Genomic DNA, 15642 nt, shown 5'->3' with positions numbered 1-15642 from the left:
CTGTCGTGCCGAAAATCCGCATCTCCGAAGCCGCGCGCTTTCTGGGCGTCAGCGACGACACCGTCCGCCGCTGGACCGAGAACGGGACCCTCACCCCCGTCAAGGATTCCTCCGGCCGCCTGGCCGTGGACGGACTGGAACTGGCCAAGCTCGCCCGCGACCAGGCGCAGCTGCCCGATGACCCCACCCGCGTGGGCAGCTCGGCGCGCAACAGGTTCGTTGGCCTGGTCACCGGCATCACCGCGGACAAGGTCATGGCCCAGGTCGAGCTGCAGTGCGGACCCTTCCGCGTCGTGTCCCTGATGAGCAGCGAAGCCGTCAGGGAACTCGGCCTGGAACTCGGCTCGGTGGCCACCGCCGTGGTCAAAGCCACCACCGTCATCATCGAGACGCCCCAGGGAAAGAGCGTCATATGAGCATCACCCGTGCGCGCCCCACCGCGCTTTTGGCCGCGTCCCTCCTTGCCGCCGGGCTGGCCGGCTGCGCCGCCTCCAATACCGCATCCGGCACCACCCAAAGTGGCGGTTCGACGGCGAACGGTAAGTCAGGTGAAACCGGGACCCTCACCGTGTTCGCCGCCGCGTCCCTGAAGGCGACCTTTACCAGGATCGCCTCCGAATTCGAGGACAAGAACCCAGGGACCAACGTCACGCTCAACTTCGCCGGGTCCTCGGACCTGGCCACCCAGATCAGCCAGGGTGCGCCGGCCGATGTGTTCGCCGCGGCCGATACCAAGAACATGGCCAGACTCTCCGACGCCAGGCTCATCGACGGCCCGGCAAGCAACTTCGCCACCAACGTCCTGGAGATCGCCGTCCCAGCTGCCAACCCGGCGTCGATCAGTTCCTTCGCCGACCTGGCGAAGCCAGGCGTCCAGGTGGTTGTCTGCGCACCTCAGGTGCCGTGCGGATCCGCCACCGAGAAGGTTGAAAAGGCCACCGGAACCACCCTGAAACCCGTCAGTGAGGAATCCTCCGTAACCGACGTGCTGGGCAAGGTCACCTCCGGGGAAGCCGACGCCGGCCTGGTCTACGTCACCGATGTCAGGAACGCCGGGGACAAGGTCAGGGGCATTCCGTTCAGCGAAGCAGACCAGGCAGTGAACACCTACCCGATCGCCACCGTCGGCAGCAGCAGCAACAAGGAAGTGGCCAGGGCTTTCATCGCCATGGTTACCGGCAGCGAAGGCAGGAAGGTCCTCAGTGATGCCGGTTTCGGCACCCCGTAGCAAAAAGGCTGCCGCCAGCACGATAACAAACCGGCGGAACACCGGATACACCGGCGTCCCGCCGTGGGTGTTCGCGATCGCGGCGGCGGGGGCTCTGCTTGTCCTGCTGCCGCTGGCCGCCATGGTGGCCAGGGTCAACTGGGGGCAGTTCATCCCGCTCGTCACCTCGGAATCATCCCTGACCGCGCTGGGCCTGAGCCTTCGGACTTCGGCAGCCAGCACGGTGCTGTGCATCGTGTTCGGCGTGCCCCTGGCCCTCGTCCTGGCCCGCGCCAGCTTCCCCGGCCAGCGCCTGTTGCGGGCCTTCGTGCTGCTCCCCCTGGTGTTGCCGCCCGTCGTCGGCGGCATCGCCCTCCTGTACACGTTCGGCAGGCAGGGCCTGCTCGGCCGCAGCCTGGAGCTGGCGGGGATCCAGATCGCCTTCTCTACCACCGCCGTCGTTCTTGCCCAGACGTTCGTGGCCCTCCCGTTCCTGGTGGTGAGCCTGGAGGGCGCGCTCAGGACGGCCGGGACCAGGTATGAGGCGGTGGCGGCAACCCTCGGCGCCCGCCCCACCACGGTGCTGCGCCGCGTCAGCATTCCGCTGGTCCTGCCTGGACTTGCCTCCGGGGCCGTGCTGTCCTTCGCCCGCTGCCTTGGCGAGTTCGGTGCCACCCTGACCTTCGCCGGCAGCCTGCAGGGTGTCACCCGCACCCTGCCGCTGGAAATTTACCTGCAGCGGGAAACCGACGCCGATGCCGCCGTCGCGCTGTCCCTGGTGCTCGTGGCGGTGGCGGTCGCCGTCGTCGGGCTTTCCTACCGGCGCCCCCGCGCGCTGGCTGCGGAGGCGGGTCCGGAATGACCTTCACGCTCGAGGCCGCCCTGCACGCCCGCAACTTCGAGGTCTCCCTGACGCTCGGGGCCTCCGAAACCATAGCCGTGCTTGGCCCCAACGGAGCCGGCAAATCAACACTGCTGGGAATCGTCGCAGGACTGCTCCGCCCGGACAGCGGGCGCGCGGACCTGGGTGAGAAGACACTGTTCAATCTCGACGGCGGCAACAGCCACTTCCTGCCCCCGCACGCCAGGGGAACAGCGCTGCTGGCACAGGAACCGCTGCTGTTTCCGCACATGAGCGTGCTGGAGAACGTCGCCTTCGGGCCGCGCGCGGCCGGTGCGGGCCGGGCCAATGCACTGCAGACGGCACGGCACTGGCTGGCCGAAGTGGATGCGGCGGAGTTCGCGGACCGGCGGCCCGGGCAGCTCTCGGGCGGGCAGGCACAGCGCGTCGCCATCGCGCGCGCCCTGGCCACCGACCCCGAACTGCTGCTCCTCGACGAGCCGATGGCAGCCCTCGACATCCATGCCGCCCCCATGCTGCGCCGGCTCCTCAAGCGCGTCCTGGCAAACCGCCGGGCCATCATCATCACGCACGATGTCCTGGATGCCCTGATGCTCGCCGACCGCGCCGTCGTCATCGAGCACGGACGGATCACGGAGGAAGGTCCCACCCGCGGCGTCCTGGAAAGACCGCGCAGCAAGTTCGCGGCGGGCCTGGCGGGAATGAACCTTCTCCCCGGCACCATCACCGCGCACGGGCTCACGTCCGACGGCGGGCTGGACATCACCGCACACCCCGAGGACGGTGCCGTCCCCGGCCAGGACGGCGTCGCCGTCTTTTCGCCGACGGCGGTCTCGGTCTTCCCGGGCGATGAACACGGCAGCCCGCGGAATTCGTTCGCCGTCACCATCACGGACCTGGAACCGCACGGCGACCAGATCCGGGTCCACGCCGGCGGCCTGTCGGCGGACATCACCCCGGCAGCCTCGGCGGACCTCGGCCTTCACCCCGGGATGACCGTCCACTTCGTCATCAAGGCCACCGCAATCGCCGTCTATCCGGCCTAGCCTACGGCGCCGGAACCCTGCGCCCTAACCGGGATAGGTCCCATCGGCAAGGACTCACCGCTCCGGGGCAGGTCAGCGGGTAGCTCATGCTGGCGGATGCCGGTAATCTCCGGGCATGGGGTTCATTGGGGGAAAACAAGGTCGAGGCCTGACGCTGCTATTGGTCCTAGCCAGTTCTGCGGGGGTCTTGAGTGCCTGCCTGCGTCTGGACGGCCGTGGCCCACTCGATGGATTTTCGCTGGCGATAGGCCAACGCTTCTTCGCCTTGGTCGCTGTCGACCCCCGCCAAGTCGATCGACGCCAGACGCTGTTCAAGAATTGCGGGATCGACCAGCCGCGCTTCCACCAGCGCCCGGACAAAGTCGAGATCCTTTTGTCGGTCCGCCATAAGTTTTGCCGCGCAAAGGTCATTGCGGCTCCAAACAAAGACCGGTGGCATTATTGGTGGCCTCGCTCCTGACGCCAACCAAACGATATTCCCAATCCGGGGGCAGGATCGCCGTCCGCCGTCCAACGCCTTCAATGTAAAAGCCATACTCCTGGTGGAACTCCGACAGCTCGCCTGCATCAAAACTAAGTTGGTCGCTCAGAGCTTCGGCGTCCACGTCGCGCATCGGAGCAATATCCACCTCCGGCGACATGGTGGCCACGTCAGGCAACTGATCTTCGGTGAACGAACCGAGAATCGACTGGCTTCCTATGATGATCACTTGGTCTTGCTTGATTATTTGCGTCGCGGCACGGATCGCATGCTCCAGCTCATCCCTTTTCAAGCAACTGCACCTTCCTCATTGCGACCAGCCGGTCCTGCGAGCTCAGTGCTCCGGCAAACGGGCTGATTTGCCGGAGGTCCCTGCCTTCTTCATCATCGGCCAGCATGGCCCGCTCCAGCTCATCATCGGACAAATGGAGCAATTCCTCCCACCGATCCAGCCATCCTTCGGCGATGGGTGCACGCGAAGTGCCGCGCATCTTTTCGATATTCGTCCGGGCGACCTTGCGGAGCCGCTCCGGTTCCTCGTGCAGCCTTATTCCCACCATGACATGCAACTCATAGGGGAACCGTTCCTCCCGCCGGGCGGCGGGATGCCTGGCCTTAGCCGCTCTGATGGCGTCCTGGATCACCGCGGGGCTGCTCCCTAAGCGGGCGGCGATGGCACGCACCGACAGGCCGGAAGCGTGCAGACCGAGGATACTCTCCTGCCGGCGGCGGGCCGTGAGCAAAAGTTTTTGACGGACAGCCTCAGTTTCTCGTGTCCAGGCTTTGGCCTCTTCAGCCAAACGGCTCACCATCTCATCGTCCACACTTGTATGGTACCCCCATACAAGGGGAGCTACGGGGGTTCTCAGCGATCAGCACGTGCTTGAGATCCTGTCGCCTCCATACGGACACTGCTGCCCCATTGGCTGAGCCCGCTTTCCCGGCAATCTGCTTCAGGCGCTTACCGTGAAAAAGCTCTTCGGGTCGTCCGCGCCCAGCAGATCGTGACGGAAGACGATGGCGTCCACCGGCCGGGTGTCCACGAACAGGACCGCCACGTCCCGCGAATGGACGACTGTGTACCGCCGCTGCCCGTCCACCCAGGAATGGATGCCGGTGTACTCCTCGACGAAGAACCCGTCGCCCAGCAGACCCCGGTGCTGAAGGAGGTCGTAGACAAGATTCCAGGCCAGATCCATCAGTTCGTGGATCGCAGCCTCAACCGTTGGAGCTGTCATAGCCCCATGGTGCGCCCGGGGGCCGACATGTTTGTGGACGCAGGTCCCGCGTGTTGCCGAGCTCTCCAAGACGATCCTGCGGCGGTCAGAAGCGGCCGTCGTAGCTTTCCCTGATGGACAAGGCCACGAGTTTCCAGCCTTCGATGATCTTGGTCAGGTCGTGTTCCGGGGATGCCCTGCCCAGTCGGCGGACCACTTTCATTTCAGCTTCATGGCCGCGGCCATCTGCTCCGCGTAGTCGGTCAGCTCCCGGATCTTCTCGGCTGGAAGCTCAGGCGGCTCTGGATAGCTGATCAATTCCTCCATGCGGCCAGAGTGCCACGGGACCGGGACGGCGGCCGGTACTGGTCAACCGAGCGGGAACACTCCTATGAACCAGAACGACGCCAGCGCGAAGAACGCCATAACCGGGATCAGGCAGCCCAACACGACCTTGGACGGGTGCGCGACCTCGAAGGACTCGGCCGGGTTCTCCGGGTTGTAGGCGACCTCCAGCACCGATCCGGGAACGGGCCGCTCCACACGCGAGACCTCAGATTCGCCGAGGTACAGGACGCCCTGCGGTCCGGTGAACTCGTACCTCGGCCAGTGCCGCTGGTTCCGGCTCGCGTTACCGGCACCGGAAGTCCAGCCTTGCCGGCTGCCGGTGACCGTTGCCTGCGCCTTGGGCCAGCTGTCAATGAGCCGTTCCTGGGCCTGCGTCTTCCGCAGCGAATGGATGGAGGCAGCCGCCGCGCCAGCGGCGAACAGCACCCAGATGATGTACAGCACGATTTTCACAGCGATCCCCATGTCGCAGACAGTAAACAGCACTAAAAGTCTCTCAAGGACGAGCCTGAGTATTGAATCGATCACGGTCCGGCAGCACCTATGCGGGTTTTCATGGCGCGCAAGATGAGGGATCTGGTGTTCAGAGCCGAGCAGCTGGCAGGAAAAGCTGATCCTTCCCTCGCGCAGCTGGCAGCCATGCCACCAGGCATGCAAGCGGATCGCCTCACACGTGACGCCCCGTGGGAGTTCCGATCATTCAGCTGGAAAGAATGACGACTGAGACGGCGCAGGAGATGCCGAAGGCTCTGGCAGACTGTTCTAGGATGCCTGGTCAGTCGTCCGGAAGGTGTTTCTGGTGAGCCGACCGGGTACGACCTCGGCGACACGGAGCGCTTCGACCCCGTCCCCGTAGACAGCCGAGTATTGGGCGGGCACCCAAGGCTGTGTCGGGTCGCGAAGGAGTGCCGCGATTTGGTCGCGGTCCAAAGGTTCCTCTGACCAAGCGTGAAACAGCCCTGTCGGATGTTCTTCCGGTTCTCCTACCAGGTACGGCCGGACGGTGTCTGCCCACAGCGGTCCGAACCAGTTCCACCACTGTGGGTACGGTGGCAAGCCTACCCACTCGCCAAACAGTATGGGGCGCCGCGGGAGCTCAGTGCCTCCGACCTTGGGCACTCCCTCTGGAGGGGTTCGCCGCAGGACTTCGGCACTCGCGAAGAAAGCATTGAACTCTGTCGCCGCGCCCATGAAGAAGCGGCGCAAGGACCGACGCCAGGCTGCATCAGTCAGCGCATCGCGGGCCAGTATGAGACTAAGTTTCCCGATGTCCCGACGGTACCGTGGTCTTGGCAGGTCAAGGCGTCCTAACAGGACCGGGGACCCGGTTGTGAAGAACATGCCGGTCACGGATTCCTCTTCGCATGCGGCCAGGAAGGCTTCCTCGCCGTCACGGTCAACGCGGCCCTGAAGCGGCTCGTACGTGCCGAAGCGGCGGGGAACAGATTCAGGCAGATAACGCTTTGCGAGCTTCAGGAAGCGGGCGGGGACGTCTTCTGGCGCTTCTTCGGCGAGGAAATAGATCGTGACATCCACCTCGTCGGGTTTATCCCCGGATTCGCGCCGCGGCGATTTTCGACGGGACGATTTGGGCCAGATTTCCTCGGTTTGCTCATCCACCAGGACACCGCCTGCCGCTGTCGCCAGCTTCTTCCCAAACCGCACTGCGTGGGGGATCTCCTGTGCGCCGCCCACTGCCAGCACCTGGTACATGAACTGCGGATCCAGGACAGCGGCGGTGACGTCCTCCGGAACGTCTTCAGGCTCCACGTGGAAGGGTCCTTCGACGCTGAAAGAGTCGACCCGACGGCTGCCGCGCACTGCTGTGAGCAACGCTGGTCCGTTGGCTGCCGGGTCTGGAACCTCTTCCACATGCATGATGCTGGCTGCGCGAATAAGATCTGCCAGAGCGTCGGCAGTCAACTCATTGGTCCCGAAAACAGAAAGTTCATATGACACGACCCGTAGCCTAGCTCGCCGTCCGCTTCGCCAGTACCGGGGACAGCGCCAGGACCAGGAGGCCCGCCAGCGGCACCACGAAGAGACCGGCGCGCAGACTGGCGGCATCAGCGATGGCCCCCACCACAGGCGGGGACACCAGGAAGCCGACGCGCATCAGCCAACTGACCATCGTGAGCCCCGTTCCGGGCCGGAGCCCGGGGAGTTCGTCCGCGGCGTGCATGGCGGCGGGAACGAGGGTTGCCACGCCGAGGCCCGCCGCCGCGAAACCGAGGATGGTGCCGGGGATGCTGGGGACAAGAAGCGCTGTGCCCATGCCGCCGGCGGCAATGATCCCGCCGGCGCGGGCCACCGTCCGCTGGCCAAAGCGGTCCACGAGCCGGTCTCCCAGCAGGCGGCCGATGAACTGCGCGCCGGTCAGTGCCACGAAGCCGAGCCCGGCCACGGTGGTGGCGGCCTCCAGGGTGTCGCTGAGGTAGATGGCGGACCACGAACTGCCGGCGTCCTCCACGAGGGCGCCCGCCGTGGCAATCAGCACCAGGGCGGCCAGAATGCCGTACTTGGCAGCTGTCCCCCGGGCGGCCTTGGGTGCGTCCAGGGCAGGCTGGCCATCCGCAGCGGCGGCCGCAGCACCGTCGTCGTCCGTTTCGGGTCCCCGGAGGAGGAAGCGGTAGCAGCACAGCGTCAGGGCCGCGAAGAGGGCGGCGGAGATGCTGAGGTGGATTCCGGGTGCGAGGTTCAGGCCCGCCGCCGCGGCCCCCATCAGGCCGCCGAGCACCGCGCCGATGCTCCAGACTGCATGCAGGGAGTTGATGATGGAGCGCTGGTACAGCCGCTGGACGCGCAGCCCGTGGGCGTTCTGGGCCACGTCGGTGACGGCGTCCATGGCTCCGGCGAAGAAGAGTGCGGCCGCCAGCACCGCCCAGGATGGCGCCGTTCCCGCGCCGAGGATGCCCAGGCTGGTCAGGATGGTGCCCGCCACGGCAACCCGCGAGGACCGGAAGCGGCGGATCAGGGCACCGGAGGCAAGTCCGGCGATGAGGGCGCCGAGGGGAAATGCCGCCACGGCAAGGCCGAATTCAGCATTGCTCAGGCGCAGTTCCTCCACGATGGCCGGATACCGGGGCAGCAGGTTGGCGAAGAGCGCGCCGTTGGTGAGGAAAAGCAGTGCCACCGCGGCGCGGGCCCTGCCGGAGCCGGCTGGCGGAGCGGAGAGGACGGCTGCTGTTGTCGAAGGGCTGTTCACTGCGGGGTCACAATTCTGTTCACGGCTTCACGAACGGTCTCGGCGGACATGGGGTTCAGGGCCAGGGCGCGGTGGATGGACAGGCCCTCGATCAGGGCGTCGAGCATCACGGTGGTGTCGGGATCGAAGTGCCGCGCCAGGGCGGCCCGGCTCCTGGCCATCCACGTGTCGGTCACGCGGCGCAGGTCCGGGCGGCGGGCGGCCAGGGCGTAGAGCTCGTAGGTCAGCAGGATGTTCCGCCTGGCCCCCAGCAGCTCGCCCGTGATGAGCCCCACCACGGCTTCCCGGGCGGCGTCCGGGCTCCCGGCGCCGGCGAGGGCCGCCTCGAACCCGTCGGCGGTGTCGTCGGCGAGCTTCGTGAAGGCGGCGGCGAGGAGGTCGTCGAGGCCGGTGAAGTGGTAGGTCAGCGAACCGAGCGGCACGTCCGCGGCCTGGGCGACTTTCCGGTGGGTGGTGGCCGCCACGCCGTGTTCGGCGATGACGTCGAGGGCAACCTCGATGAGGCGCTGCCGGCGGTTGGGGTCGTGGCGCCGGACGCTCATAGGCTGCGGATGACGCGGGCGGGGTTGCCGACGGCGACGACGTTGGCCGGCACGTCTTTGGTGACCACGGAGCCGGCGCCGACCACCGAGTTCTCCCCGACGGTCACGCCGGGCAGGATGATCGCCCCGCCGCCGATCCAGACGTTGTTGCCGATGGTGATGGGCTTCGCCGCCTCGAGCTTGTCGCGCCGCGGACCGGGCTCCAGCGGGTGGGTGGGCGTCAGCAGCTGGACGTTGGGACCGATCTGGACGTCGTCGCCGATGGTGATGGCAGCGACGTCCAGAGCGGTGAAGTTGAAGTTGATGAAGGTGCGGGCGCCGATCCGGATGTACTTGCCGTAGTCGACGTACAGCGGCGGGCGGATCTCGGTGTCCTCGCCGATCGCGCCGAGGAGGTCGGCGAGGATCTGCTTGGCCTCGCCGCGGTCCGCCAGCCATGTCCTGCCGTAGCGGTCGGCGAGTTCCATGCCGCGGATGTTGTCGGCGGCAAGGTTCGGATCGTCGGCGATGTAGAGGTCCCCGGCGAGCATCCGCTCCTGCATGGTCCTGCTGTCGCCGGCAAAGTACTGCTCCAAGATGGTTCCTTCCAGAAGGGCGTTATGTACAAGCGTACACTGCTTGTGTACGGGTGTACATAACACCCTCCTTGGGGGGCGGGAAGGATCAGTTCATGGCCACGTCCAGCTCGACGGCGGTCCAGGACAGCGCCGGCAGGGTCAGCCGCAGTTCCGGGCCGCTGGCCTTGACCCCTTCCAGCGGCTTCAGGCCCACGCGGTCCGGGCTCCCCTGGCTGTTGATCGTGAAGCGGTCCCCGCCTTCCGGAATTTCCAGGACCTCCGCGCGGACAACCTGGCGGGCGTCGAAGCCGCGCAGCGCCACCTCAACGTCGGCGGCCTCCTCCAGGCCGCGGTTCGCGAAGAACAGCGCCAGCCGGCCCGTTTCCTCGTTCCAGGTTGCGCTGACGTCGACGAGGTCGGTGTCGCCGAACCGGGCGTTCGCGTACTTGTCCGAGTCGACAGCCAGGCGCAGGATCTGGCCCTTTGCCATCTCGGCCATGCGGGCGAAGGGGTGGAAGATGGCCTGCCGCCAGGCCGGGCCGTTTTCCTCGCTGAAGATCGGCGCGATCACGTTGACCAGCTGCGCCTGGTTGGCGATCTTCACCCGGTCGCCGTGGCGGAGCAGCGAGTTGAGCAGGGTTCCGACGACAACCGCGTCCGTGACGTTGTACTTGTCCTCGATGACCCGGGGGTGCTCCCGCCAGCCCGCCTTGCTGACGTTGTGCGGCTGGTCCTCAGTGTCGAGGCCGCGCTGGTACCAGACGTTCCACTCGTCGAAGGACAGGTTGATGTGCTTCTTGTGCTTGCCCTTGGCGCGGACGGCGTCGGCGGTGGCGATCACCGACTCGATGAAGTAGTCGGTGTCGACGGCGCTGGCGAGGAAACTGCCGACGTCGCCGTCGTGCTCCTGGTAGTAGGCGTGCAGCGAAACGTAGTCCACCTCCTCGTAGGCGTGGGCCAGCACCGTCTGCTCCCAGGCTCCGAAGGTGGGCATCCCGGAGTTGGAGCTGCCGCAGGCCACCAGTTCGATGTCCGGGTCCACGAAGCGCATTGCCTTGGCGGCCTCCTGCGCCAGCCGGCCGTACTCCTCGGCGGTCTTGTGGCCGATCTGCCACGGCCCGTCCATCTCGTTGCCGAGGCACCACAGCTTGATGTTGAACGGGTCCTTGTGCCCGTTTTTGGCGCGCAGGTCGGAGAGGTAGGTGCCGCCGGGGTGGTTGGCGTATTCCACGATCTCGCGGGCCGCGTCCACTCCCCTGGTGCCCAGGTTGATGGCTTCCATGATTTCCGTGCCGGCCTGCCGGGACCAGTCCACGAACTCGTGCAGTCCGAAGGCATTGGTCTCCAGCGTGTGCCAGGCGCCGTCGAGCCGGCGGGGGCGGTTTTCCCGGGGGCCGATGCCGTCCTCCCAGTTGTAGCCGGACACGAAGTTGCCCCCGGGGTACCGGATGACGGTGGCCCCCAGCTCCTTGACGAGCCTAAGCACGTCCTGCCGGAAGCCGTTCTCGTCGGCCTCCGGGTGGCCGGGCTCATAGATGCCGGTGTAGACGCAGCGGCCCATGTGCTCGACGAAGGAGCCGAAAAGGCGGCGGGGCACTTCCCCGATGGTGAAGTCGCGGTCGAGGGTGATCCTTGCGCGGGACATGTTTGGGTCTCCTTGGTAGTGGTTCAGAACTGTTGTGAAAGCAGTGGTGCCGGATCAGGTGCCGGCGAGACCCGTCGTCGCAACGCCCTTGATGATCTGGCGCTGGAAGAACAGGAAGACGAGGATGAGCGGCAGCGCCGCGAGCAGCGCGGAGGCCATGTTCTGCGCGTACTGGATGCCGTAGGCGCTCTTGATGGTCTGCAGCCCCACCGGCAGGGTCAGGATGGAGCCGTCATTGGTGGCGATGAAGGGCCAGAGGAAGTTGTTCCAGGCACTGATGAACACGAAGATCGCGACGGCGGCCAGGATGGGGCGTGAAAGCGGCAGGATGATCTGGGTGAAGATCCGCATCCGGCTGGCGCCGTCCATCACGGCGGCTTCCTCGAGTTCGCGCGGGATCTGGTCGAAGAATTTCTTGAGCACGAACACCATGGCCGGGTGGATGACCTGCGGCAGGATGATGGCCCATGAGGTGTCGATCATGTGCATCGCCACCATCTGGTAGAACAGCGGGATGATCAGCACCGGCGGCGGGATGATGATGGAGGCGATGATCACCGTCATCAGCACCTTCTTGCCGCGGAAGTCGATGCGGGACAGGGCGTAGGCCACCAGCGCGGAGATGGCCAGGGTGATCACGGTGATGGCGGCGGAGGTGTAGAGCGAGTTCCAGGTCCACAGCGGGATGTTGCCGTCCTGGAACACCTTCACAAAGGCGTCGGCCGTAAAGCCCGACGGCGGGATCCAGCTGACCTTCGACGCGGCGGCGTCCGTCTCGCTCTTGAAAGCGGTGACGGTTGCCCACGCGAAGGGGACAAGCCAGAGGACGGCCAGGATCGCGGCGACCGCCAGGACGGCCGCCCTTCCGGCCGTCATCTTCCTGCGGGGCCGGCGGAGCTGTGTGGCGGACGTGGTGCGAAGGGCGGGGCGGGCGAGGGTCTGGGTTGCCATGGTTATGCGCTCCTGCGGCGGGTGATGAAGAACTGCATGACCGAGACGGCCACGATCAGTCCGAAGAAGATGTAGGAGATGGCTGCCGAGTAGCCCAGCCGGTAGCCGGTGAACCCGGTTTCGAAGATGTACTGCACCACGGGCCGGGTGGATCCGGCGGGGCCGCCGGCGGTCATCTGGTACACCTGGTCGAAGATTTTGAGCGAGGCCAGGATCTGCAGGAGCACAATCATCACGGTGGTCGGGGTCAGCTGCGGCAGCGTGATCGAGAAGAACTGCCGCCAGGCTCCGGCGCCGTCCAGCGACGCGGCCTCGTAGTGCTGGGCGGGAATGTTCTGCATGGCAGCCAGGTACAGCAGGAAGTTGAAGCCGACGGTCCACCACAGCGTCGCTATGACGATGGCCCACATGGCCACGTTCGGGTCGTTCAGCCAGGCCACCTTGGGCAGGCCGATCTTCGCCAAAGAATCGTTGATGAGGCCCAGCTGCGGGTTGTACATCCAGGTGAAGAAGAGGGAAACCACGGTGGAGGCGAGCAGGTACGGGGCGAAGTAGGACAGCCGCCACAGCCATTGCGCGGGCAGCCCGACGTTGACCAGGGCGGCCATGACGAGGGCGACGAGTACCAGCGGGACCGTGCTGATCACCGTGAAGTAGAGCGTGTTGCCGAGGGAATGCCACATGTCGGCGTCGGCCAGCGCTTCGGCGTAGTTGGCCAGCCCGATCAGGCTGTCATTCGCCCCGGTGAGGGACTTGCCGGTGAGGCTCATGTACAGGCCGTACAGCAGGGGCCAGACGAGGAACACCAGGAAGAAGGCCAGGAACGGGGCGGCAAAGCCCCAGCCGTTGAGGTTGTCCCGGGTGCGCCGGGGGCCGGCAATTGCCGAACCGGTTCCGTCACGGAGGGACGGGTTTCGGCGGGGGCGGTTGCTGCGGGGCTTGCCGGGCAGGGACGATGTTTCAGGCGCGGCGCTTTGGGATGTTGCCAAGGAACTCATGGGTGACTCCTTTGTCGCTCAGACCGGGTTGGGCCGGGAAAGAAGGGTGTTGGTGCGCCGCGCAAAGGCGTCCCAGCCGTCGGCTGCCTTGTCGCGGCCGAGGAGTACGTTCTGCACGCTCTCCGCAAAGTACGTCTGCCAATCCGAGCCCGAGCCGCTGAACCAGGCCTCGGGGTCGTAGGTGATGATGTCGGCGGCGTTGGCGTAGTGGATCTGGGGCGTGAGTTCCCGGTATGCCTGCGACTGCACCACCGGCTGGTAGGCCGGAATGTGGCCGGCCTCGGCCCAGGACAGCGACCCCTTGAGGATGTCGCTGACGAACTTGTACACGTCGCGCCGCTTTTCGTCGTCGACGCTCAATTGGCGCGGCAGGACGAAGGAATGCGAATCCGCATAGGACGCCGGGGTCCCATAGAGCGTGGGGATGGTGGCGGCGTCGACGGGCAGGCCCGCCTTCTTGAAAGTGGGAAGTTCCCAGACGCCGCTGAACAGCATCCCGGAACCGCCGCGGGCGAATTCGGCAATGCCCGTGCTGATGTCACCGCTTTGTGCGGCGATGGTGTCGTCGAACAGTGACGCCATGAATTCCAGGGATTCGACGGCGGCATCCCTGTCCACCTTCATCGGCTGGCCCGGAGTGAGTTCCATGTCCGCGCCATGCTGCTTGTAGAGGGTGTAGAACAGGCGCCACATCTGCGAGCCGCTGCCGAGGTAGCCGAAGGACAGGCCGTGCGCCTGCGTCACCTTCTGCATCTCGCGGGCCATGGCGAGGAAGTCCTGCGGGGAAGTCACCTGCTGCAGCTGGCCGTTGGCGGCGAGCAGCCCTGCCTTGCCGGCAACGTTGGTGTTGTAGAACATGACGAAGGGGTGGGAGTCCAGCGCGATGGAGAACACCTGGCCGTCCTGCTGGCTCTTGTCCCAGATCCTCGGTGCGAAACTCTCCGCCGTAACGCCGTGCTCCGCCAGCAGAGACATGTCCCAGGGGTCGATAAGCCCGCCCGGTGCATAGCCGGGAACCCGGCTGGCGTGCATGATGGCCAGTTCCGGCGGCCTGCCGCCGGCCGATGCCATGGCCAGCTTGGTGTAGTACGGCGGGCCCCATGCCAGGACCGTCGGATGGACTTTGAAGGCGGGGTTGGCCCTGTTCGCCGCGCTGATCATGGCCTGCATCTTGACGCCGTCGCCGCCGGACAGCAGGTGCCAGAAGGCAATGTCCCGCACGGCCGCCGCCGAGGCGGTCCCGCCACAGCCCGTCAGGCAGGCCGCGGCCAGCACGCCGCCCAGGGCTGCTGTTCCTGTCAATAATTGCCGCCGGGACATCTGCTGGCCGGGCAGCTGCCTGCCGGCGAAAAAATCAAACTGCTTCACCCGTCACTCCTTTGGATGGGTCCGCTGAAAGTAGTCCTGATGGCGCCCTGCCAGCCGTTCCGGTTTGCTGCATCCCGGGTCCGGTGCAGCCGGCGTGTGACGCAGACCTCACATTACATCGTTGTAAAAGAGCGCACAAGGAAAAATTGTTAGCGCCAACAATCTGATTCGGCGGTCTCGGTTTAACTGCGCGTGCTGTCTCGCTCCACAATGCTGTAGCCCACCGTGACTACCCGCTGTGCACCGGAGCGGTCAGCCATCCGCTCGGTGAGCAGGCGCAGGGCTTCGCTGGCCACACGGCGCTTGTCGAAGGAAACGGTGGTCAGTGAGGGCACGGCGTATTGCCCGTCGGCGATGTCGTCGAAGCCGGCGACTGCCAGGTCGTCCGGAACCCTGATGCCGCGCTTCCACAGCACACTCAGCGCGCCGATGGCCATGGAATCGGTGAAGCAGAACAGTGCCTCCGGCAGCGGGTGCGAGTCCAGCCAGGGGCCCAGTACTTCCGCCGCGGTCTGGGGCGTCCACTTCTCGCACGGAATCAGCAGCGACTCATCCTGGTCAATCCCAAGTTCATCGAGCGCCTCCTGGTAACCCCGGGTACGCAGGACTGCCGCTGCCGAGTGCCGGCCTTCCGCCGTACCCAGCACGGCGATGCGGCGGCGGCCTGTCCGGGCGAGTGCGAGGGTCATGTCGCGGGCGGCGGCAACGCTGTCCACCCACACCCGGTCGGCCAGCTGCTGGGAGACCTCGCCGAGCAGGACCACCGGAGGCAGGGAGACGCCAACTTTGACGGCGCTCTCATCCAGCACCACAGGGTTGAGGATCAGCCCGTCGATGAGGTTGGAACGCGCGCGGGACATCAGTTCGTATTCGCGGCGCGGATCGGAGCCGGTTTCCTCAATCTGGACGCTCCAGCCCTGTTCGTGCGCGACCTCCACGATGTTGTGCGCGATCTCGGCGGAGTACGGCGTTGCCAGGTCCGGCAGCGCCAGGGCTATGACGCCGGACCTGCCGTTGCGCAACCCCCGGGCGGAGAGGTTGGGGACATAGTCCAGTTCGAGGATGGCCTGCTCCACCTTGAGCCGCGTGGAACCGCTGACCGGCACCACGCCGTTCATCACGTTTGACACCGTCTTGGGTGAAACCCCGGCACGGCGCGCGACGTCCTTGACCGTTGCGCGCACTGCTCCCCTTTCAAAGACGGATGTGAACGAT

General features: G+C 66.0%; 18 protein-coding genes. 4 read left to right on the top strand and 14 right to left on the bottom strand.

Annotation, left to right across the window (positions count from 1 at the left end; all coding sequences use genetic code 11):
* Window positions 1-5 precede the first annotated feature (5 nt).
* Genes ACFTR6_RS05595 through ACFTR6_RS05580 form a run of 4 tightly spaced genes read left to right on the top strand, consistent with a single transcriptional unit; the run spans window position 6 to window position 3115 of the window.
* Window positions 6-416 carry a molybdopterin-binding protein gene (locus ACFTR6_RS05595; protein WP_377957170.1) on the top strand — a complete coding sequence of 137 codons (411 nt, stop codon included), beginning with the start codon at window positions 6-8 and terminating at the stop codon, window positions 414-416.
* Window positions 413-1228 (top strand): molybdate ABC transporter substrate-binding protein, encoded by an 816-nt coding sequence (modA, locus tag ACFTR6_RS05590; protein WP_377957169.1) that lies wholly within the window; start codon window positions 413-415, stop codon window positions 1226-1228. Before ACFTR6_RS05595 ends, modA begins: the two co-directional genes overlap by 4 nt.
* Complete coding sequence (locus ACFTR6_RS05585) at window positions 1206-2069, top strand: ABC transporter permease (RefSeq protein ID WP_377957168.1); 864 nt, start codon at window positions 1206-1208, stop codon at window positions 2067-2069. Before modA ends, ACFTR6_RS05585 begins: the two co-directional genes overlap by 23 nt.
* Window positions 2066-3115, top strand: a complete 1050-nt coding sequence (locus ACFTR6_RS05580) for a sulfate/molybdate ABC transporter ATP-binding protein (RefSeq protein ID WP_377957167.1) — start codon at window positions 2066-2068, stop codon at window positions 3113-3115. The genes ACFTR6_RS05585 and ACFTR6_RS05580 overlap by 4 nt, the downstream gene beginning before the upstream one ends.
* A 166-nt stretch (window positions 3116-3281) precedes the next feature.
* Here the strand turns inward: ACFTR6_RS05580 and ACFTR6_RS05575 are convergent, their stop codons facing one another.
* From ACFTR6_RS05575 to ACFTR6_RS05510, 14 genes are all read right to left on the bottom strand, one after another.
* Entirely contained in the window at window positions 3282-3503 is a 222-nt protein-coding gene (locus ACFTR6_RS05575; RefSeq protein ID WP_377957166.1) for a hypothetical protein, read from the bottom strand.
* Between the two features lie 19 nt (window positions 3504-3522).
* Window positions 3523-3888 (bottom strand): hypothetical protein, encoded by a 366-nt coding sequence (locus ACFTR6_RS05570; protein ID WP_377957165.1) that lies wholly within the window; start codon window positions 3886-3888, stop codon window positions 3523-3525.
* Complete coding sequence (locus tag ACFTR6_RS05565) at window positions 3875-4420, bottom strand: hypothetical protein (protein ID WP_157365154.1); 546 nt, start codon at window positions 4418-4420, stop codon at window positions 3875-3877. The genes ACFTR6_RS05570 and ACFTR6_RS05565 overlap by 14 nt, the downstream gene beginning before the upstream one ends.
* A 129-nt stretch (window positions 4421-4549) precedes the next feature.
* Window positions 4550-4834 (bottom strand): hypothetical protein, encoded by a 285-nt coding sequence (locus ACFTR6_RS05560; RefSeq protein WP_076800121.1) that lies wholly within the window; start codon window positions 4832-4834, stop codon window positions 4550-4552.
* A gap of 348 nt (window positions 4835-5182) precedes the next feature.
* Window positions 5183-5647 carry a DUF3592 domain-containing protein gene (locus ACFTR6_RS05555; RefSeq protein ID WP_377957164.1) on the bottom strand — a complete coding sequence of 155 codons (465 nt, stop codon included), beginning with the start codon at window positions 5645-5647 and terminating at the stop codon, window positions 5183-5185.
* Between the two features lie 276 nt (window positions 5648-5923).
* The gene (locus ACFTR6_RS05550; protein ID WP_377957163.1) at window positions 5924-7033 is read right to left on the bottom strand and encodes a hypothetical protein; all 1110 of its coding nucleotides are present in this window, start codon (window positions 7031-7033) and stop codon (window positions 5924-5926) included.
* A 97-nt stretch (window positions 7034-7130) separates the two neighbouring features.
* Window positions 7131-8366, bottom strand: a complete 1236-nt coding sequence (locus ACFTR6_RS05545; protein WP_377957162.1) for an MFS transporter — start codon at window positions 8364-8366, stop codon at window positions 7131-7133.
* Window positions 8363-8908: a TetR/AcrR family transcriptional regulator gene (locus tag ACFTR6_RS05540; protein WP_076800112.1), complete on the bottom strand. Its 546-nt coding sequence runs from the start codon at window positions 8906-8908 to the stop codon at window positions 8363-8365. Before ACFTR6_RS05540 ends, ACFTR6_RS05545 begins: the two co-directional genes overlap by 4 nt.
* Entirely contained in the window at window positions 8905-9486 is a 582-nt protein-coding gene (locus ACFTR6_RS05535) for a sugar O-acetyltransferase (protein ID WP_377957200.1), read from the bottom strand. The genes ACFTR6_RS05540 and ACFTR6_RS05535 overlap by 4 nt, the downstream gene beginning before the upstream one ends.
* 85 nt (window positions 9487-9571) lie before the next feature.
* The gene (locus tag ACFTR6_RS05530; RefSeq protein WP_377957161.1) at window positions 9572-11110 is read right to left on the bottom strand and encodes an alpha-N-arabinofuranosidase; all 1539 of its coding nucleotides are present in this window, start codon (window positions 11108-11110) and stop codon (window positions 9572-9574) included.
* Window positions 11111-11164: 54 nt separating this feature from the next.
* A complete protein-coding gene (locus ACFTR6_RS05525; RefSeq protein WP_377957160.1) occupies window positions 11165-12061 on the bottom strand; it encodes a carbohydrate ABC transporter permease in 897 nt (298 codons plus the stop codon).
* 2 nt (window positions 12062-12063) lie between these two features.
* Entirely contained in the window at window positions 12064-13059 is a 996-nt protein-coding gene (locus tag ACFTR6_RS05520; RefSeq protein ID WP_377957159.1) for a carbohydrate ABC transporter permease, read from the bottom strand.
* An 18-nt stretch (window positions 13060-13077) separates the two neighbouring features.
* Window positions 13078-14379: an extracellular solute-binding protein gene (locus tag ACFTR6_RS05515; protein ID WP_377957199.1), complete on the bottom strand. Its 1302-nt coding sequence runs from the start codon at window positions 14377-14379 to the stop codon at window positions 13078-13080.
* A gap of 230 nt (window positions 14380-14609) precedes the next feature.
* Window positions 14610-15611 carry a LacI family DNA-binding transcriptional regulator gene (locus ACFTR6_RS05510; RefSeq protein WP_377957158.1) on the bottom strand — a complete coding sequence of 334 codons (1002 nt, stop codon included), beginning with the start codon at window positions 15609-15611 and terminating at the stop codon, window positions 14610-14612.
* Window positions 15612-15642: the final 31 nt, after the last annotated feature.

The sequence above is a fragment of the Arthrobacter sp. NPDC057009 genome (assembly GCF_042673905.1).
Classification (GTDB): domain Bacteria; phylum Actinomycetota; class Actinomycetes; order Actinomycetales; family Micrococcaceae; genus Arthrobacter.
Note: the sequence above shows the minus strand (reverse complement) of the source record. Positions and strands in the feature narration are given on the sequence as shown.